This is a genomic window from Kitasatospora sp. NPDC008115 (assembly GCF_042957205.1).
Classification (GTDB): Bacteria; Actinomycetota; Actinomycetes; order Streptomycetales; family Streptomycetaceae; genus Kitasatospora.
The window spans coordinates 1-18,644 of record NZ_JBIBHU010000021.1; the positions used below are offsets into that span (position 1 = coordinate 1).

The window sequence follows — 18,644 nt, forward strand, 5'->3', positions numbered from 1 at the left end:
GGTTACATTCCGAACCCGGAAGCTAAGCCTCACAGCGCCGATGGTACTGCAGGGGGGACCCTGTGGGAGAGTAGGACGCCGCCGAACAATCATTCCAAAAAGACCCCCTCCGGTTCAGGAGGGGGTCTTTTTGCGTTAACGTCTCTCCACCACATCGGAGCTTGGTGGAGAGGCGCGGACCGTTGCAGAACCTGACCCTGACCTGGCAGTCCGCCGGGGGCGCCGCGGTCGCTCTCTACGGTGGCGCGTACGCGGCCGCCAGGGTGCGGCGGGCGGGAGCCTCGGCGATCCTGCGGGAGGCCGGCACCCTGCTCGCGCTGTTCGCGCTCTGGCAGCTGGTCGGCCGCCTGTCGCTGATGAGCACCGAGCACGCGCTGGACCGGGCGCGGTGGATCCACCGGACGGAGTTGGCGTTCGGCCTGCCCGACGAGGCCGCCTGGCAGGCCGCGGTGACGCCGTACCCGGCGCTGATCAAGCTGGCGAACTACTACTACGCGTCCATGCACTTCACCGTGATGATCGGGGTGCTGCTCTGGGTCTTCCTCAGACACCGCGAGCGGTACGCCTGGGTGCGGACCACGGTGGTCGTCACGACGGCGGTCTGCCTGGTCGTCCAGTTCCTGCCGGTGGCGCCGCCGCGGATGCTGCCGGAGAACGGGTTCGTGGACGTCGCGGCGGAGTACGGGCAATCGGTGTACGGAGCCGCGGTCGGCGGGGTCAAGGCGGCCCAGCTGTCGGCGATGCCGTCGGTGCACGTGGCGTGGTGCGTGCTGGTGGCGGTCGCGGTGGTGCGGGTGTCGAAGAGCCCGCTGCGCTGGCTGATGGTGCTGCACCCGGTGCTGACGATCACGGTCGTCGTGGTGACGGCCAACCACTTCTGGGCGGACGGCCTGGTCGCGGTGGCGATCCTGGCGCTGACGTACGCGGCGCAGCGGGCGGTGGCCCGTAGGCGGGCCCGGCGGGCGGGGGACGTCCGGGCGGTGGAGGAGAGGGAGCGGCTGGCCGTGCAGGGCTGAGGGCACCGGCACGGGGCCACGGCATGCCGGTGGGCCGGGCCCCGTGGGGGTGGGGTCCGGCCCTCCGGTTGACCCGCCGTTATTTGACCGGCAGGGCCTCTCGGCCCCACGCGCTGTTGGTCAGCGACGCGGTGGCCCAGTACCAGGCCGCCAGGCCGGAGGCGGCGGCGATCCAGCCGGCCGTCTTGGCGAGGCCGCCGGAGGTGCTGAAGGTGGCGATGGCGGAGAGCACCAGGGAGAGCGTCAGCAGGCCGTAGACGGCGCGGCTGAAGAGGCCCGCGTTCCAACTGGCGGCGGTCAGGGTGAGGGCGAGCAGGGCCCACAGGAGCAGGAACAGGCCGGCCGCGTTCTTGCCGGCGCCGGAGGCCGTGGACCAGGTGGCCCAGAAGGCGCCGAGGCTGGTGAAGGCGGTGCCGGTGAAGCCCTCGCCGCCGCGGAACTGCCAGAGGCCCGCGATGAACAGGGTGAGGCCGCCGACGATGTGGGCGAGGTGGGCCGAGTTCCCTACGGCCGTGCCGCTGAGGATGCCGGTGGAGAGCAGGCCGTAGGCGAGGAGGGTCAGGCCGAGTGCGAGGTAACCGAGGTTACCCGCGTCGGCGCCGGTGGAGCGGGCGTTCAGTGCCCCGGTAGCTTCATTGCTCACCGGAGGCTCCTTTCACTCATGGGCGCGCGCAGGGCGCAGTGAACGCGGGTGAGTGTCGATGAGGTGAAGGCGCGTGACCGCTCCGGGCGCGCACGGCTGGAGCGTGCGACGGCTGCGGTCCGAATGCTGGGCCAGCGGGAGAGCCGCTGGTCACGTCCCCGCCGGGGGGTTCCCCGGTGAGGTCGGTGTACCCGGAGTGAGCGGGCTTGTACCCTTGTGAATCGCACATTTTCCGACGCCGTCGGGCACGGTTCGGTCACGCTCCGACAGCCGGTGCGACAGGTGTCGCTCCGGTTCGCTCCGGTTCGTTCAGACGGTGCGCTGGGTGGGCACCCGCAGGGTGAGGATCGCCATGTCGTCGGAGGGCGGCTCCGGGGCGAACCGCTCGACCGCCCGCTGGACGCGCAGGGCGACCGCTCCGGCGGTGAGCCCGGTGCAGCCGGTGAGCACCTCGGCGAGGCCGTCGTCGCCCAGCATCCGCCGCCCCTCGCGGCGTTCGGTGACGCCGTCGGTGACGCAGAGCAGGACCTCGCCGGGGTTGAGCACCAGGTGTTCGGCGGTCAGGTCGAGGTCGTCCATGACGCCGAGCAGCGGCTGCGGCGTGGCGGCCCGGTCGACCCGGCCGTCGGTGCGCAGCCGCAGCGGCAGCGGGTGGCCGGCGCAGACCAGGGACAGTTCGGTGCTGCCGTCCGGACGGGGCGTCAGCTCGCCGTACAGCAGGGTGAGGAAGCGGCTGCGCGCGCCCTCGTCCAGGATGGCGGTGTTGAGCCGGCTGAGGACCTGAGGGGCGTCCAAGCCCTCGCGGGCGAGCAGCCGCAGCGAGTGCCGGGCGAGGCCGGTGACCGAGGCGGCCTCCGGGCCGGTGCCGCAGACGTCGCCGATGGCGAAGCCGTAGGTGCCCTCGCGGATCGGGAAGAGGTCGTAGAAGTCGCCGCCGACCTCGTTGCCCTCGCCGGCCGCCTGGTAGTAGACGTCGACCTCGACGCCCGGGATGTCGGGCAGGTCCGGGGGCAGCAGGCTGCGTTGCAGGGCCTGGCTGGTGGCGGTGCGCTCGGAGTACAGGCGCGAGTTGTCGAGGGCGAGGGCGGCCCGACGGGAGAGGTCCTCGGCGAGTTCCAGGATCTCCTGGCGGAACCGCACGCCGGCCGCGGTGCCGAGGGCGAGCAGGCCGATCACCCGGTTGCGGGCGGTCAGCGGCAGGACGACGGTCTCGCCGAGCAGGCCGGTGAGGCCGGGTTCGTCGGCGAAGCCGTTGCCGTCGGCGGTCTCGGCGGGGGCGGTCCAGAACCGGGTGCCGTGGGTGGGGCCGCTGTCCGGGGCGGGTGTCTTGTCGAGCAGGGCGCGCAGCGGGTCGATGCGGTCCTCGTCCTCGTGCAGGACGAAGGCGAGCGAGGCGGGGGCGCCGTGGTCGCCGTTGGTGTAGACGGCGCACCAGGAGGAGAGGGTGGGGACGGCCATCTGGGCCATCAGGGCGAGCGTCTGCTCGTGTTCGAGGGTGCCGGCGAGCAGGTCGGAGGCCTCGACGAGGAAGGAGAGCGAGCCGCGGCGCAGCCGTTCGAGTTCGGCGAGCCGGGTGGACTCGACGGCCAGGGCGAGCCGGTCGGCGGCGAACTGGAGGCGCAGCGCGTCCTCGTTGTCGTAGCGGCCGGGGGTGCCGGTGGCGATGCCGAGCGAGCCGATCAGCCGGCCCTCGACCTTGAGCGGGACGGTGAGCAGCGAACGCAGCCCGCTGTCGTCGAGGACCGGCAGGCCGGTGGGCCGGCTGGCGAGGTCCTCGTGGACGGAGGGGAGGCGCGGCGAGTCGTAGCGGTTGCCGGTGTCGACCGGGAAGCGGCTGTGCGGGCGCGGCGCGGTGGGCAGTCCGGTGCTGGCGCGCAGCTCGAACTCGGCCTCGTCGTCGGTGGTGAGCAGCAGGTAGGCGGCGTCGGCGTCGAGCAGGTCGCGGGCGCGTTCGACGGTGTGCTGGAGCAGGGTGTCGAGGTCCTCGCCGGTGCCGAGGCCGGCCAGCAGGTCGAGCCGGCCGGCGGGTTCGCCGCGGTCGCCGGGCAGGGCGCGGGCGGGGGAGCGCAGGACGGCGCGGTCGTCGTCGTGGACGAGCAGGCACAGGGTGGTCGGGGTGCCGTCGGTGTCGCGCAGGCGGACCTGGACGCCGTAGACGTCGACCTCGGTGCCGTCGGCGCGGCGCAGCGCGTAGCCGCCCTCCCAGCGGGCGAGCCGCAGGACGGCGGCGAGGCCGAGGCCGCCGTCGGCGGGCTGCGGCCAGACGGCGAGGTCGGCCCAGGGGCGGCCGAGCACGGTGTCGGCGGGGTGCTGGAAGAGGGACTCGGCGTCGGGGTTCCAGGCGAGCACGCGGCCGTCGTCGTCGAGCTGGACGACGGCGACGTGGACCGGGCCGTGACTGTGCGGCAGTTCGCCGCCGGGCGCGGCGGGCAGGGCGTAGCGGGTGCCGGCGGTGTGCGCGGGCAGGGCGAGCCGGAACCAGACGGTCTTGCGGCCGGAGCCGTACTCGACGCCCCAGCGTTCGGCGAGCGCGGCGCACATCAGCAGGCCGCGGCCGCCCTCGCCGTCGGCGTCGGCGTAGTGGTCGGAGGCGGTGGTGGGGATGTCGGCGAAGCTGGGCAGTCCGCGTTCGGGGTGGCGGTCGGCGACCTCGATCCGGACGGTGCCGTCCTCGCGCAGGCAGCAGACCTCGGCGGCGGTGCCGGCGTGCACGACCGCGTTGGTGACGAGTTCGCTGACCAGGACCACCGCGTCGTCGACGACCTCGGGCAGGCCCCAGCCCAGCAGCGCGTCCCGGACGAAGGAGCGGGCGGCACCGGCCGACCGACCCACGGGTTCGAAGGTGGCGGCTGCGCGCGCGGTGACCACGTTGCCACGTCTCCTCTGCTCTGGCCCTGGCTGTCCGGGGTGCGGCGCCGAATCCCGGTGCGCGCCGGCGGTGTGGGCGGCGCCGCCGGGGCGGTTGTGGCCCGGTGCAGCGCTCCACCCTACTTTCCGCTTGGTTCCCCGTGGGGGCGGGGAGTCGAAACAGGCACCGGAGGGTGATTCTGCCCACCCGTTTCGGACGGGCCGGTGCCAACCGAGCGCAACCGAGCTTGTACCGGGCGCGAGTGCTGCCAGACTGGGGGGTCCGCGATGTCCGGTCCGAGCAGTACGGTCGTTGCGGGTTCCGGTGGGCCTGCCCGGCCACCGGGACGGTAGCGCCGGGACGGTGCTGCGCGGCGGGCCCCCGGCGGGGGCGCGTTCGCGGGGCGCCGGACAGTTCACGATCTGGGAGGGGCCCGTTGAGTTCGGCCACCAAGGACGCAACCGGTACGACGCCGCCCGCTCAGCGTGGCGGGCGCCCCGGGGCCGCGCCGCGGAGCGCGGCCGGCCGGCGTGTCAACCACAACCGCGGCGCCGAGCCGGCCGAGCTGCGCAAGCTGCTGGCCGCGCTGACGGCGATGCGCGACGGAAACTTCCGGCGCCGGCTGACGGTGCCCGGGGACGGACCGCTGGCGGAGATCGCCGCGGTGTTCAACGAGGTGGCGGAGCGCAACCAGCACCTCACGGGCGAGCTGGCCCGGGTGCGGCGGGCGGTGGGCCGCGAGGGCCGGTTGAACGAGCGGCTGGAGACGGGCGCCGGCGAGGGCGCCTGGATGGCGGCGGTCGACAACTGCAACGCGCTGATCGACGACCTGGCGCGGCCGATGGCCGAGGTGGGCCGGGTGCTGACGTCGATCGCCGAGGGCGACCTGGACCAGAAGATGGAGCTGCGCTCGCTGCACAGCAACGGGGTGAGCCACCCGCTGCGCGGCGAGTACCTGAAGATCGGCCGGACCGTCAACGGGCTGGTGGACCAGCTGTCGGAGTTCACCGACGAGGTGACCCGGGTGGCCCGTGAGGTCGGCACCGAGGGCAAGCTGGGCGGCCAGGCGAAGGTCCGCAGCGTGTCCGGCAGCTGGAAGGACCTCGGGGACTCGGTCAACACCATGGCCGGGCGGCTGACCGCGCAGGTGCGCAACATCGCGCAGGTGACCACCGCGGTGGCCAAGGGCGACCTGTCCCGCAAGGTGACGGTCGAGGTGGCCGGCGAGATGCTGGAGCTGAAGAACACCGTCAACACGATGGTGGACCAGCTGAACGGCTTCGCGGCACAGGTGACCCGGGTGGCCAGGGACGTGGGCACGGAGGGCCGGCTGGGCGGCCAGGCGCAGGTGCCGGGCGTCGCGGGCGTGTGGCGGGACCTCACCGATTCGGTGAACTTCATGGCGGACAACCTGACGGGCCAGGTCCGCAGCATCGCCCAGGTGACCACGGCGGTGGCGCGCGGCGACCTCTCGCAGAAGATCGAGGTGGACGCGCGCGGCGAGATCCTCGAACTGAAGAACACCATCAACACGATGGTCGACCAGCTCTCCGGCTTCGCCGAGCAGGTGACCCGGGTGGCCCGTCAGGTGGGCACCGAGGGACGCCTCGGCGGGCAGGCGCAGGTGCCGTGGGCGGCCGGCGTCTGGCGGGACCTCACCGACAACGTCAACTTCATGGCGAACAACCTCACCGATCAGGTGCGCAACATCGCCCAGGTGACCACCGCCGTCGCCCGCGGCGACCTCTCGCAGAAGATCCAGGTGGACGCCCGCGGGGAGATCCTGGAGCTGAAGAACACCATCAACACGATGGTCGACCAGCTGGGCGCCTTCGCCGACGAGGTGACCAGGGTGGCCAGGGACGTCGGCACCGAGGGCATCCTCGGCGGCCAGGCGAGCGTGCCGGGGGTGTCCGGCACCTGGAAGGACCTGACCAACAGCGTCAACCTGATGGCCAACAACCTGACCAGCCAGGTCCGCAACATCGCCGAGGTGACCACGGCGGTGGCGCGCGGGGACGTCTCGAAGAAGATCACCGTCGACGCCCGGGGCGAGATCCTGGAGCTGGTCACCACCGTGAACACCATGGTGGACCAGCTGTCGGCGTTCGCCGACGAGGTCACCCGGGTCGCCCGTGAGGTGGGCACCGAGGGGAACCTGGGCGGCCAGGCCCGGGTGCGCGGGGTGTCGGGCATCTGGAAGGACCTGACCGACAACGTCAACTTCATGGCGTCGAACCTGACCAGCCAGGTGCGGAACATCGCCGAGGTGGCGGCCGCGGTGGCCTCGGGCGACCTCTCCAAGAAGATCACCATCGAGGCCCAGGGAGAGGTCGCCGGGCTGGCCGGGACCCTGAACACGATGGTCGACCAGCTGTCGGCGTTCGCGGTCGAGGTGACCAGGGTGGCCCGTGAGGTGGGCACCGACGGCACCCTGGGCGGCCAGGCGAGCGTGCCGGGCGTGGCCGGGATCTGGAAGGACCTGACCGACAACGTCAACCTGATGGCCAACAACCTCACCGGTCAGGTGCGGAACATCGCGCTGGTGATCACGGCGGTGGCCCGCGGTGACCTGTCGCAGAAGATCGACGTCGACGCGCGCGGCGAGTTCCTGGAGCTCAAGACCAGCATCAACACCATGGTCGACCAGCTGTCGGCGTTCGCCGACGAGGTCACCCGGGTCGCCCGCGAGGTGGGAACCGACGGGCGGCTGGGCGGTCAGGCGCGGGTGCCGGGCGTGGACGGCACCTGGCAGGACCTCACCGAGTCCGTCAACGAGCTGGCCAACAACCTCACCCGGCAGGTGCGTGCGATCGCGCAGGTCGCCACCGCCGTGACCAGGGGCGACCTGTCGCTGCGGATCGACGTGGACGCCGCCGGCGAGCTCGACGAGCTCAAGGACAACATCAACCAGATGATCGCCAACCTGCGCGAGACCACCCGCACCAACCAGGAGCAGGACTGGCTGAAGACCAACCTGGCCCGGATCTCCGGCCTGCTGCAGGGCCGGCGCGACCTGGAGGCGGTGGCCTCGCTGATCATGACCGAGCTCACCCCGGTGGTCTCGGCACAGCACGGCGCCTTCTTCCTCGCCCAGCCGGCCGGCCGGACCGCCGAGCTGATCACCGAGGACGACGACGAGAACGACACCGTGCTGCGGCTGATCGGCAGCTACGGCTACCAGCGGCGGGCGATGCCGACCACCTTCCGCCCCGGTGAGTCGCTGATCGGGCAGGCGGCGGTGGAGAAGCGGGCGATCATCCTCAAGGAGGCGCCGCCCGGGTACCTGAAGATCGCCTCCGGCCTGGGCGAGGCCTCGCCGGCCCACATCGTGGTGCTCCCGGTGCTGTTCGAGGGCCGGCTGCTGGGCGTGATCGAGCTGGCCACCTTCAGCTCGTTCACCACCGTCGCGCTGGACTTCCTCAACCAGATCGCCGACCTCATCGGCGTCACCGTCAACACCATCAGCGTCAACACCAAGACCGAGGGGCTGCTGCTGGAGTCCCAGCGGCTGACCGCCGAGCTGTCGATGCGGTCGGCCGAGCTGGAGGCGCGCCAGGAGGAGCTGGAGCGCACCAACGAGGAGCTGCAGGAGAAGGCCGAGCAGCTGGCCCAGCAGAACCGGGACATCGAGATCAAGAACAGCGAGATCGAGGAGGCCCGGCAGGTCCTGGAGGAGCGCGCCGAGCAGCTCGCGCTGGCCTCCCGGTACAAGAGCGAGTTCCTCGCCAACATGTCGCACGAGCTGCGCACCCCGCTGAACTCGCTGCTGATCCTGGCCAAGCTGCTGTCGGACAACAACGAGGGCAATCTGTCGCCCAAGCAGGTCGAGTTCGCCGACACCATCCACGGCGCCGGTTCCGACCTGCTCCAGCTGATCAACGACATCCTGGACCTGTCCAAGGTCGAGGCGGGCAAGATGGACGTCCGCCCGGCCAGGATCGCCCTGGTCCAGCTGGTCGACTACGTCGAGGCGACCTTCCAGCCGGTCGCGCTGGACAAGAACCTGGAGTTCGGCGTGCGGGTCTCGCCGGCGCTTCCGGTCACCATGCACACCGACGAGCAGCGGCTCCAGCAGGTGCTGCGCAACCTCATCTCCAACGCGGTGAAGTTCACCGACACCGGTGCCGTCGACTTCTCGATCAGTCCGGCGGGCCAGGGCGTGCCGCAGCACGTGCGCGAGCAGCTGCTGGAGGCGGGCGCGATCAAGGGCCCGGACGACCCGCTGATCGCCTTCACGGTCTCCGACACCGGGATCGGCATCCCCGGCAACAAGCTGCGGGAGATCTTCGAGCCGTTCCGGCAGGCCGACGGCACCACCAGCCGCAAGTACGGCGGCACCGGCCTCGGGCTGTCGATCAGCCGGGAGATCGCCCGGCTGCTGGGCGGCGAGATCCACGCCGAGAGCGAGCTGGGCAAGGGCTCGACGTTCACCCTGTACCTGCCGCTGCGCGCCGAGGCGCCGGAGGGCGCCGGGCAGCCGGGGCCGGGCGGGGGCGCGCTGCGCGCCTCGGTCGGGACGACCCCGTTGGGGGCGCCGGTGCCGGTGGGCGAGAGCCCGGCCGACCACTGGGCCCAGGAGGTCCGCGAGCTGGTCGAGGTCCGCCGCCGGGGCGCCGTCGAGCGCCGTCGCGCGGCGGGTGCGGACGCGCCGCCGTCGGACGTCCGCCCCACCGGCCGCGGGGGCGCGGGCGGGACCGCCGAGGGGCGCGGGGCCGGTGGCCGGACGGAGGCGAGGGCGCCCGAGGCGGCCCTGGCGGCCCGTCCGTCCGGCCGTACCGACAGCCGCTTCGACGGCCAGCAGGTGCTGATCGTCGACGACGACGTGCGCAATGTGTTCGCCCTCACCAGCGTGCTGGAGCAGCACGGCCTGACCGTGCTGTACGCCGAGAACGGCCGCGAGGGCATCGAGATGCTGGAGCAGCACGAGAACGTCGCGCTGGTCCTGATGGACATCATGATGCCGGAGATGGACGGCTACGCGACCACCGAGGCGATCCGCCGGATGCCGCAGTTCGCCGGGCTGCCGATCATCGCGCTGACCGCCAAGGCGATGAAGGGCGACAAGGAGAAGTCCCTGGAGGCCGGCGCGACCGACCACATCACCAAGCCGGTGGAGACCGACCACCTGCTGTCGGTGATGCACGAATGGCTCACCGTCCGGAAGCCCTGAGGCCCCCGGACGGTGCCCGGCGGGCCCGGATCAGCCGCGGTTGGGACCGATCGGATGACGGGGGCGTGAATCCCGGAGTACGCTCCGGGATTCACGCCGTAGGGGCGGGCGGTTTGCTGGCGAGGAGGGCCGGGAACCCGGTAGGGTCACCGATCGTTGCGAACAGTGACCGAGTGGCGACTCGCTGGTGAGCGTACGCCGGTGCACTGACTGCGCGCCGCTCCGGATCCGGACGCGACGGAGCGATGTGCCGGGCGAGGGGGTGCGGCTAGCATGACCGGGGTAGTGGTGGGCAGTACGCGGGTGCCTTCCCCAGGTAGGCAGGCGACAGGAGGGCGCGTCGTGATGCAGAAGGCGAAGATCCTCCTGGTCGACGACCGGCCGGAGAACCTGCTGGCGCTGGAGGCGATCCTCTCGGCGCTGGACCAGACCCTGGTCCGGGCGGCGTCCGGCGAGGAGGCGCTCAAGGCGCTGCTCACGGACGACTTCGCGGTGATCCTGCTGGACGTCCAGATGCCCGGGATGGACGGCTTCGAGACCGCCGCCCACATCAAGCGCCGCGAGCGCACCCGGGACATCCCGATCATCTTCCTCACCGCGATCAACCACGGCCCGCACCACACCTTCCGGGGCTACGCGGCCGGCGCGGTGGACTACATCTCCAAGCCGTTCGACCCCTGGGTGCTGCGCGCCAAGGTCTCGGTCTTCGTCGACCTCTACATGAAGAACTGCCAGCTGAAGGAGCAGGCCGCGCTGCTGCGGCTGCAACTGGAGGCGAGCGGCGCCGAGCCGGCCATCGGCGGCGCGCTGCTCGGCGAGCTGTCGGCCCGGCTGGCGGCGGTCGAGGAGCAGGCCGAGTCGCTGACCAAGCAGCTGGACGGCACCGAGGACGGCGGGGCGGCGGCCACCGCGGCGCACCTGGAGCGCAAGCTGGCCGGCCTGCGGCGCGCGCTGGACGCGCTGCGCCCCGGCACCGACTGAGCGTGCCCCGGGTTCACCCGTCCGGGTGAACCCGAGCAGGGTGACGGTGTGTCGGCGACACGTCCCGGGGGCCCGGACGCACGACGTGGGCACAGGTGGTGTGCCCCGGTAGGCTGCTGACCCATGGCCACACGTACGCCCGGAAGCGCGGCACGCAACCCGGGGCCGGGACCGTCCAAGAAGGCCGCGGCGAAGGCTCCGGCCAAGCCTCCCGCCAAGAAGGCGGCCGCGAAGAAGGCCGCCCCGGCGAAGAAGACGGCGGCCAGGAAGACGGCCGCCCCGCCGCCCCCCGCGTCCCGGCCGATACTCTTCCGCGCCGTGCGCGCCCTCTGGCTCGGCATGGCGCACGCCATCGGTGCGGTCTTCCGCGGCTTCGGCGACGGCGCCAAGAACCTGGACCCGGCGCACCGCAAGGACGGCCTCGGCCTGATGCTGTTCGCGCTGGCCCTGGTCACCGCCGCCGGCACCTGGTTCAGCCCGCAGGGCTGGCTGGGCGAGGCGGCCACCAACGTGGTCTCCGGCCTGTTCGGCCGGCTCGACGTGCTGGTGCCGTTCCTGCTGGCGGCCGTCGCGATCCGGCTGATGCGCCACCCGGAACTGCCGGAGGCCAACGGCCGGATCATGATCGGCCTGACCACCCTGCTGGTCGGCGTCCTCGGACTGGTCCACATCGGCTGCGGCGCGCCCGTGATGGGCAGCGGCGCGACCCGGATACGGACGGCCGGCGGGATCATCGGCTGGGCCGCCTCCACCCCGATGATGGCCGCCGCGGGGCCGGCCCTCGCGGTGCCGCTGCTCCTGCTGCTGGCGTTCTTCGGCCTGCTGGTCACCACCGCCACCCCGATCAACCGGATCCCCGAGCGGATGCGCGCGGTGGGCGTCCGGCTGGGCGTGGTGGAACCCGGTCCGCAGGACCTCGAAGGGGGGCGTGCGCCGGAGCGCGAACTTTCCAACGAGCCCCCCGAGGACGCCGATCCCTCCGCGCTGCCGTTCACGGTGGACACGGACGGTGACGACCCCTCGGACGAGGTGGCCCGCCGGCGCCGCCGCAAGCGCAAGCAGCCCGACGAGGCGCCCGCGGACGAGCCGGACATGTTCGCCAAGGAGCCGCTGGACCCGTACACCACCCGTAACCTCGCCGCCGGCGCCGCCGCGGACCTGGACGGTGCGCTGGTCTACGGCGTGCCCGCCTCCTCGGCGGTGGCGGACATGATGCACCAGGTGCAGGACCGCACCGCCCCGCCGGAGGAGCCCGCCGTCCCGGCCGCCCGCACCGGGGGCGCCGGCCCCGGCGCCCCCGAGGAGCACGGCCCCGCGCCGGTCCGGATGGAGCAGCTCCAGCTCGCCGAGGGCCTCACCTACGCCCTGCCCTCGCTCGACCTGCTGGAGCGCGGCGGCCCGGCCAAGGCCCGCAGCGCCCTCAACGACGAGGTGGTGGCCCAGCTCACCGGCACCTTCACCGAGTTCAAGGTGGACGCCAGGGTCACCGGCTTCACCCGCGGCCCGACGGTCACCCGCTACGAGGTCGAGCTCGGCCCGGCGGTCAAGGTCGAGCGGATCACCGCGCTGGCCAAGAACATCGCGTACGCGGTGGCCAGCCCGGACGTGCGGATCATCAGCCCGATCCCGGGCAAGTCCGCGGTCGGCATCGAGATCCCCAACCGGGACCGCGAGATGGTCAACCTCGGCGACCTGCTGCGCTCGCGCACCGCCGCCGAGGACACCCACCCGATGGTCGTCGGCATGGGCAAGGACGTCGAGGGCCACACCGTGATGGCCAACCTCGCCAAGATGCCGCACATCCTGGTGGCCGGTGCCACCGGCGCCGGCAAGTCGTCCTGCATCAACTGCCTGATCACCTCGATCCTCGCCCGGTCCACCCCGGACGAGGTGCGGATGGTGCTGGTCGACCCCAAGCGGGTCGAGCTGACCGCGTACGAGGGCATCCCGCACCTCATCACGCCGATCATCACCAACCCGAAGAAGGCCGCCGAGGCCCTCCAGTGGGTGGTCCGCGAGATGGACATGCGCTACGACGACCTCGCCGCGTTCGGCTTCCGGCACGTGGACGACTTCAACGCGGCGGTCCGGGCCGGCACCGTCACCCCGCCGCTCGGCAGCGAGCGCGAGCTGACGCCGTACCCGTACCTGCTGGTGATCGTCGACGAGCTGGCCGACCTGATGATGGTCGCCCCGCGCGACGTCGAGGACTCGGTGGTCCGGATCACCCAGCTCGCCCGTGCGGCCGGCATCCACCTGGTGCTGGCCACCCAGCGGCCCTCGGTCGACGTGGTCACCGGTCTGATCAAGGCCAACGTGCCGTCCCGGCTGGCCTTCGCCACCTCGGCGATGGCCGACTCCCGGGTCATCCTGGACCAGCCCGGCGCCGAGAAGCTGATCGGCAAGGGCGACGCGCTGTTCCTGCCGATGGGCGCAAGCAAGCCGATCCGCATGCAGGGCGCCTTCGTCACCGAGGCCGAGATCGCCGCCGTGGTGAAGCACTGCAAGGACCAGCTCTCCGCCGTCTACCGGGACGACGTGATGGTCGGCGGCGGACCGAAGAAGGAGATCGACGAGGAGATCGGCGACGACCTGGAGCTGCTGATCCAGGCGGCCGAGCTGGTGGTCTCCACCCAGTTCGGCTCCACCTCGATGCTCCAGCGCAAGCTGCGGGTCGGCTTCGCCAAGGCCGGGCGGCTGATGGACCTCATGGAGTCGCGCGGCATCGTCGGACCGAGCGAGGGCTCCAAGGCCCGCGACGTCCTGGTGAAGCCGGACGAGCTGGACGGGGTGATCGTCGCCATCCGCGGCTGAGGCCCGCGGGCCGCTGACGGGTGTTCACCCGTCCGGATGCGGGTAGGCGGCCGGTGCGGAACCGATCGGGTGCGTACGGCGTCCCATGAGCGACACCGGACGCGCGGGCGGCGGTGCGGGGGCCCCGGGGACGGCGGCCCGCCGCATTGACGGGCGGTCAGTGCACGCCCGGCCCGGGGCCGGGACGGCCGAGCGCATTCGGGCCTGTTCCGCTTGAGAAACGATCCGCCCGCGCCCCTAGACTGTTCCCCAGCAGGTGGCCCACCGCTCGAAAGGCGTGCACCGTGACCATCGGCAAGTCCCCCGACCGCGAGAACGCCCCGACCCCCGCCGAGCCCGCCGGCGCCGCGGAACCGGTGGCCGATGCCCCGAGCATCGGCAGGGTGCTGTCCGCCGCCCGGATCGAGGCCGGGTACACGGTGGACCAGGTGAGCAGTGCCACCCGGGTCCGGGTGCCGATCGTGCACGCCATCGAGGAGGACGACTTCGGCCGGTGCGGCGGTGACTTCTACGCCCGCGGCCACATCCGCGCGATCGCCCAGCTGGTCGGCGTCGACGGCGAGGCGCTGGTGGCCCGCTACGACGCCGCGCACGGCGGCTCCCCGGCCTCCAAGCGGCCCACCGAGCTGATCGAGAGCGGCCCGATCAAGGTCCCCGGCCGGGGCCGGCCGAACTGGACCATCGCCATGGTCACCGCGATCGTCGTGGTGGTCGGGGTGATCGGCTTCAACCTGGTGAGCGGGAAGGCCGGGACCGGGACCACCGGCTCGGCCAGCGCCCCGCTGCCCGCCGGCTCCGGCACCGGCTCGGTCGCCCCGGTGACCCCCGCGCCCACCCCGACCGTGCAGCCGCCCGCCCCGGCGCCCAGCGCCCCCGCGATCGCCGCCGCCCCGGCCGACAAGGTCACCGTGAAGCTGGTCGCCGAGAAGGACACCAGTTGGGTCTCGGCGGTGGACGGCACCGGGAAGTCGCTGTTCCAGAACAACATCGAGGAAGGCCAGGACCAGACCTTCACCGACCCCAAGCAGATCAAGCTGGTGATCGGCAACGCGGGCGCCGTGCACGTGTACGTCAACGGCAAGGACCTCGGACCGGCGGGCAAGAACGGCCAGGTGGTGCACGTCACGTACACCCCCGGGGACCCGCAGGCGGGCTGATCGCGGGGGTCGGCCGGACGGGGGCGCGACCGGCCGGACGGGGCGCGCGCCCTCCGGGGCGAACGCCTCCCGCAGTCGCGCGTTAATCTTGGCCCTATGCCTGAACGCCGTACTGTCGCCCTTGTCACGCTCGGATGCGCCCGCAACGAGGTGGACTCCGAGGAACTCGCCGGGCGACTGGAAGCCGACGGCTGGTTGCTGGTGGACGACGCCGCCGACGCCGACGTCGCCGTCGTCAACACCTGTGGCTTCGTCGAGGCCGCCAAGAAGGACTCCGTCGACGCCCTCCTCGAGGCCAACGACCTCAAGGACCACGGCCGCACCCAGGCCGTGGTCGCGGTCGGCTGCATGGCCGAGCGCTACGGCAAGGAGCTGGCCGACGCGCTGCCCGAGGCCGACGGCGTGCTCGGCTTCGACGACTACGCCGACATCTCCGACCGCCTGCAGACCATCCTGTCCGGCGGCCACCACGCGCCGCACATCCCGCGCGACCGCCGCAAGCTGCTGCCGCTCAGCCCCGTCGAGCGCCAGGCCGCCGCCACCGAGGTGGCCGTGCCGGGCCACGGCGCCCCCGAGGACCTGCCGGACGGCCTCGCGCCCGCCTCCGGGCCGCGCACCCTGCGCAAGCGCCTGGACGACAGCCCGGTCGCCTCGGTCAAGCTCGCCTCCGGCTGCGACCGGCGCTGCTCGTTCTGCGCCATCCCGGCCTTCCGCGGCTCGTTCATCTCCCGCCGCCCCTCCGACGTGCTGCACGAGGCCCAGTGGCTGGCCGCGCAGGGCGTCCGCGAGGTCGTCCTGGTCAGCGAGAACAACACCTCGTACGGCAAGGACCTCGGCGACATCCGGCTGCTGGAGACCCTGCTCGGCGAGGTCGCCGCGATCGACGGCGTCGAGCGGGTCCGGGTCTCCTACCTCCAGCCCGCCGAGATGCGCCCCGGGCTGATCGACGCGATGACCGGAACCGAGGGCGTGCTGCCCTACTTCGACCTGTCGTTCCAGCACTCCGCGCCGGCCGTGCTGCGCCGGATGCGCCGCTTCGGCTCCACCGACCAGTTCCTGGAGCTGCTGAAGACCATCCGCGACAAGGCCCCGCAGGCCGGCGCCCGGTCCAACTTCATCGTCGGCTTCCCCGGCGAGAGCGAGGAGGACTTCGCCGAGCTGGAGCGCTTCGTCACGCACGCCGGGCTGGACGCGATCGGCGTCTTCGGCTACTCCGACGAGGAGGGCACCGAGGCCGCCGGCTACGACGGCAAGCTGCCCGAGGACGTGGTCGCCGACCGGCTGGCCCGGCTCAGCAGGCTCGCCGAGGAGATGACCGCCCAGCGGGCCGAGCAGCGGATCGGCACCGAGGTCGAGGTGCTGGTCGAGTCGGTCGACGGCGACCTGGTCGAGGGCCGGGCCGCCCACCAGGCGCCCGAGACGGACGGCCTCACCACGCTCACCGGCGTCGAGGACCCCGAGGTCGGCCGGTTCTACCGGGCCCGGGTGGTCGCCAGCGAGGGCGTCGACCTGGTCGCCGAGGCGCTGGAGCAGGTGCGGGTCCGCCGGGCGCCGGGAGCCGGGGAATGACCCAGGGGCCCGGCGCCCCGGCCGCGGCCCACCCGGGCAGACCGGCGGCCGCGGTGCCCCCGGCGCCGGGGATCTGGAACATCGCGAACGTGCTGACCATGGTCCGGCTGCTGCTGGTCCCGGTTTTCGTCACCCTGCTCTTCGCCGAGGGCGGCCACGACCCCAAGTGGCGCTCGGTGGCCTGGGCGTCCTTCGCGATCGCGATGATCACCGACCTGTTCGACGGCGAGCTGGCCCGGCGCAAGGGCCTGGTCACCGACTTCGGCAAGATCGCCGACCCGATCGCCGACAAGGCGATCATGGGCGCGGCGCTGATCGGCCTCTCGGTGCTGGGCGACCTGCCGTGGTGGATCACCGTGGTGATCCTGGCCCGCGAGCTCGGCATCACCCTGATGCGGTTCTGGGTGATCCGCTTCGGGGTGATCCCGGCCAGCCGGGGCGGCAAGCTCAAGACGCTCACCCAGGGCATCGCCGTCGGCATGTACGTCCTGGAGTTGACCGGCTGGCTGGCCACCGCCCGGGCCGTGCTGATGGGCCTCGCGGTGGTGCTGACCGTCGGTACCGCGCTGGACTACGTGGGGCAGGCGCTGCGCCTGCGCCGGGAGGGTCTGGCGGCGCGGCGCCCGCAGGGGTGAAAGCGCGCGGATCGCGGCCGCGGGCGGCCCCCGGGCCGCACAATGGCGGGTACTCCGGGGCGGGCCCGGGGGAGCGCGAGGGAGGGACGTCGGGATGAGTGGCAGATCCGAGACCGTGCGGGCCGGGGGCGTCGCGGAGCCGGGCGGGGCGGGCGAAGGGGTGTCCGACGGGACGTCCGCGGGGATGTCCGAAGGCTTGGCCGAACGGGTGGCGGACCACGGGCTGGCCGAGCGGGCGCACAGCGCGCTGCGGGCCCAGGGCGGCACGGTGGCGGTCGCGGAGTCGCTGACCGGCGGACTGCTGGCCGCCGCGCTGGTGGACGTCCCCGGGGCGTCCGCGACCTTCCGGGGCTCGGTGACGGCCTACGCGACCGAGCTCAAGGCCTCGGTGCTCGGGGTCGACGAGGGCCTGCTCGACGTGCACGGCCCGGTCCACCCGGTGGTGGCCCGGCAGATGGCCGAGGGCGTGCGCAAGCTGCTCGGGGCGACCTACGGGGTCGCGACCACCGGAGTGGCCGGCCCGGAGCCGCAGGACGGGCAGCCGGTCGGCACGGTACACCTCGCGGTCGCCGGTCCGGGGGGAACTCTGGTCAGTTCGCCACGGTTGTCGGGAGAGCGTGCCACAATCCGTCACAGGGCGGTGACCGCCGCCCTGGAGCTGCTCGTCGGGCGGCTCCCGTCCGGTACGCCCGCGCACTGAGTCGTCGTCCGCACCGTCGTCACCGTCCGCCCTGCCGGCCACCCGCCGTTCCCGCCCCCGGTGCCCGCCGGGGGCCGCCCGCCAAGATCTCCACCGAACCGAGATCTGCCGAACTGGCGTGCGGGCATCGCACACCTGGAGGATCGTGTTACATCGGAGGGCCTGGTTGGGCAGAAACCAGGTGGCGAACGAGTGGCGTGGCGGTGGCCGAGTGCCGCCCGGAGGGTACGACAAGGTACCCGCGGACCCGGGTGCGACACCGAAACAGGGGAGGGGACAGCCTTGCAGCCCAGAGTGAACACGACCATGGTCCCCGCACGCGAAGCGGGCAAGGCGGTACGGTGGGGGCGTGACATCTCGATCCGCAGTCCGAGGAGGGAGGCACCGATGATCCTGCTCCGTCGCCTACTGGGCGATGTACTGCGTCGGCAGCGCCAGCGCCAGGGCCGCACACTCCGCGAGGTGTCGGCGGCCGCCAGGGTTTCGCTCGGATACCTCTCCGAGGTCGAGCGGGGACAGAAGGAGGCCTCCTCGGAGCTGCTCTCCGCCATCTGCGACGCGCTCGACGTCCGGATGTCCGAGGTCATGCGCGAGGTCAGCGACGAACTGTCGCTCGCCGAACTTGCGGCGATGGCCACCCTCTCCGAAGGTGAACTGCTGAGGCCGGTGCTCGAACCGGTTCCGCTGCCGGCTCCCGGCACCGACCGGGCGAACATGTCGCCCAAGGCCGCCGCGATGGACGTGGTCGCCGCCTGACCTGGCCTCGGTACGGGTCCGTCGGGCCCGGGTTGAGCGAAGGAGGCGGTCGTGCGCAGTGCGGCGGCGAGGTGTGCCGGGGCCCGAATACGGTTCCGGCTGGGCCTGGGACTCCTGGTGGTCCTGGCCGGCGGGCTCGGCTGGTGGCTGACGATCGGCCCCGGGCGGCTGCCCGGTGGCGCGGTGCTCGGCCTGCTGGCCGCCGGCGGCTGGGGGCTCGGGCTGATCCCGGTGCACGCCGACTGGCGGTCCACCGGGCCGTCACGGCGCCGGGCGGGTGAGCCGGTGACCCGGGTGGAGCCGCGCTGGGAGGCGGGACCTCCGGCCGGATGACAGGACGCGGACGAGGGCC

General features: G+C 72.8%; 12 protein-coding genes and 1 rRNA gene. 11 read left to right on the top strand and 2 right to left on the bottom strand.

Annotation, left to right across the window (positions count from 1 at the left end; genetic code table 11):
* Both rrf and ACFZBX_RS24790 read left to right on the top strand, forming a co-directional pair.
* Nucleotides 1–87: ribosomal RNA gene (gene rrf, locus ACFZBX_RS24785) — 5S ribosomal RNA — on the top strand; the annotation flags it as partial.
* Between the two features lie 95 nt (nucleotides 88–182).
* Nucleotides 183–1,016, top strand: a complete 834-nt coding sequence (locus ACFZBX_RS24790) for a phosphatase PAP2 family protein (protein WP_391535981.1) — start codon at nucleotides 183–185, stop codon at nucleotides 1,014–1,016.
* A 79-nt stretch (nucleotides 1,017–1,095) separates the two neighbouring features.
* Here ACFZBX_RS24790 and ACFZBX_RS24795 read toward each other — a convergent pair whose 3' ends face one another.
* Both ACFZBX_RS24795 and ACFZBX_RS24800 read right to left on the bottom strand, forming a co-directional pair.
* The gene (locus ACFZBX_RS24795; RefSeq protein WP_391535982.1) at nucleotides 1,096–1,659 is read right to left on the bottom strand and encodes an acetate uptake transporter; all 564 of its coding nucleotides are present in this window, start codon (nucleotides 1,657–1,659) and stop codon (nucleotides 1,096–1,098) included.
* 309 nt (nucleotides 1,660–1,968) lie between these two features.
* Entirely contained in the window at nucleotides 1,969–4,527 is a 2,559-nt protein-coding gene (locus ACFZBX_RS24800) for a SpoIIE family protein phosphatase (protein ID WP_391535983.1), read from the bottom strand.
* Nucleotides 4,528–5,102: 575 nt separating this feature from the next.
* Between ACFZBX_RS24800 and ACFZBX_RS24805 the strand changes: the two genes are divergently transcribed.
* From ACFZBX_RS24805 to ACFZBX_RS24845, 9 genes are all read left to right on the top strand, one after another.
* Nucleotides 5,103–9,680, top strand: coding sequence for a HAMP domain-containing protein (locus tag ACFZBX_RS24805; protein WP_391536100.1), 4,578 nt, complete (start codon nucleotides 5,103–5,105; stop codon nucleotides 9,678–9,680).
* 342 nt (nucleotides 9,681–10,022) lie between these two features.
* A complete protein-coding gene (locus ACFZBX_RS24810; RefSeq protein WP_380763854.1) occupies nucleotides 10,023–10,661 on the top strand; it encodes a response regulator in 639 nt (212 codons plus the stop codon).
* Between the two features lie 123 nt (nucleotides 10,662–10,784).
* Complete coding sequence (locus ACFZBX_RS24815; RefSeq protein ID WP_391535984.1) at nucleotides 10,785–13,475, top strand: DNA translocase FtsK; 2,691 nt, start codon at nucleotides 10,785–10,787, stop codon at nucleotides 13,473–13,475.
* A gap of 284 nt (nucleotides 13,476–13,759) precedes the next feature.
* Nucleotides 13,760–14,632, top strand: coding sequence for a helix-turn-helix domain-containing protein (locus ACFZBX_RS24820; protein ID WP_391535985.1), 873 nt, complete (start codon nucleotides 13,760–13,762; stop codon nucleotides 14,630–14,632).
* Between the two features lie 96 nt (nucleotides 14,633–14,728).
* Complete coding sequence (rimO, locus tag ACFZBX_RS24825; RefSeq protein WP_391535986.1) at nucleotides 14,729–16,201, top strand: 30S ribosomal protein S12 methylthiotransferase RimO; 1,473 nt, start codon at nucleotides 14,729–14,731, stop codon at nucleotides 16,199–16,201.
* A complete protein-coding gene (gene pgsA, locus ACFZBX_RS24830; RefSeq protein ID WP_391535987.1) occupies nucleotides 16,198–16,836 on the top strand; it encodes a CDP-diacylglycerol--glycerol-3-phosphate 3-phosphatidyltransferase in 639 nt (212 codons plus the stop codon). Before rimO ends, pgsA begins: the two co-directional genes overlap by 4 nt.
* A 184-nt stretch (nucleotides 16,837–17,020) precedes the next feature.
* Nucleotides 17,021–17,536 carry a CinA family protein gene (locus tag ACFZBX_RS24835; protein WP_391536101.1) on the top strand — a complete coding sequence of 172 codons (516 nt, stop codon included), beginning with the start codon at nucleotides 17,021–17,023 and terminating at the stop codon, nucleotides 17,534–17,536.
* Between the two features lie 387 nt (nucleotides 17,537–17,923).
* A complete protein-coding gene (locus ACFZBX_RS24840; protein WP_350551437.1) occupies nucleotides 17,924–18,292 on the top strand; it encodes a helix-turn-helix transcriptional regulator in 369 nt (122 codons plus the stop codon).
* A gap of 51 nt (nucleotides 18,293–18,343) precedes the next feature.
* Nucleotides 18,344–18,625: a hypothetical protein gene (locus tag ACFZBX_RS24845; protein ID WP_391535988.1), complete on the top strand. Its 282-nt coding sequence runs from the start codon at nucleotides 18,344–18,346 to the stop codon at nucleotides 18,623–18,625.
* Nucleotides 18,626–18,644: the final 19 nt, after the last annotated feature.

Bases quoted from the DNA above. Each gene is read 5' to 3' on its own strand.
- ACFZBX_RS24840 (WP_350551437.1), top strand. From the start codon at position 17,924: ATGATCCTGCTCCGTCGCCTACTGGGCGATGTACTGCGTCGGCAGCGC.
- rimO (WP_391535986.1), top strand. From the start codon at position 14,729: ATGCCTGAACGCCGTACTGTCGCCCTTGTCACGCTCGGATGCGCCCGC.
- ACFZBX_RS24815 (WP_391535984.1), top strand. From the start codon at position 10,785: ATGGCCACACGTACGCCCGGAAGCGCGGCACGCAACCCGGGGCCGGGA.
- ACFZBX_RS24805 (WP_391536100.1), top strand. From the start codon at position 5,103: ATGCGCGACGGAAACTTCCGGCGCCGGCTGACGGTGCCCGGGGACGGA.
- ACFZBX_RS24835 (WP_391536101.1), top strand. From the start codon at position 17,021: ATGTCCGAAGGCTTGGCCGAACGGGTGGCGGACCACGGGCTGGCCGAG.
- pgsA (WP_391535987.1), top strand. From the start codon at position 16,198: ATGACCCAGGGGCCCGGCGCCCCGGCCGCGGCCCACCCGGGCAGACCG.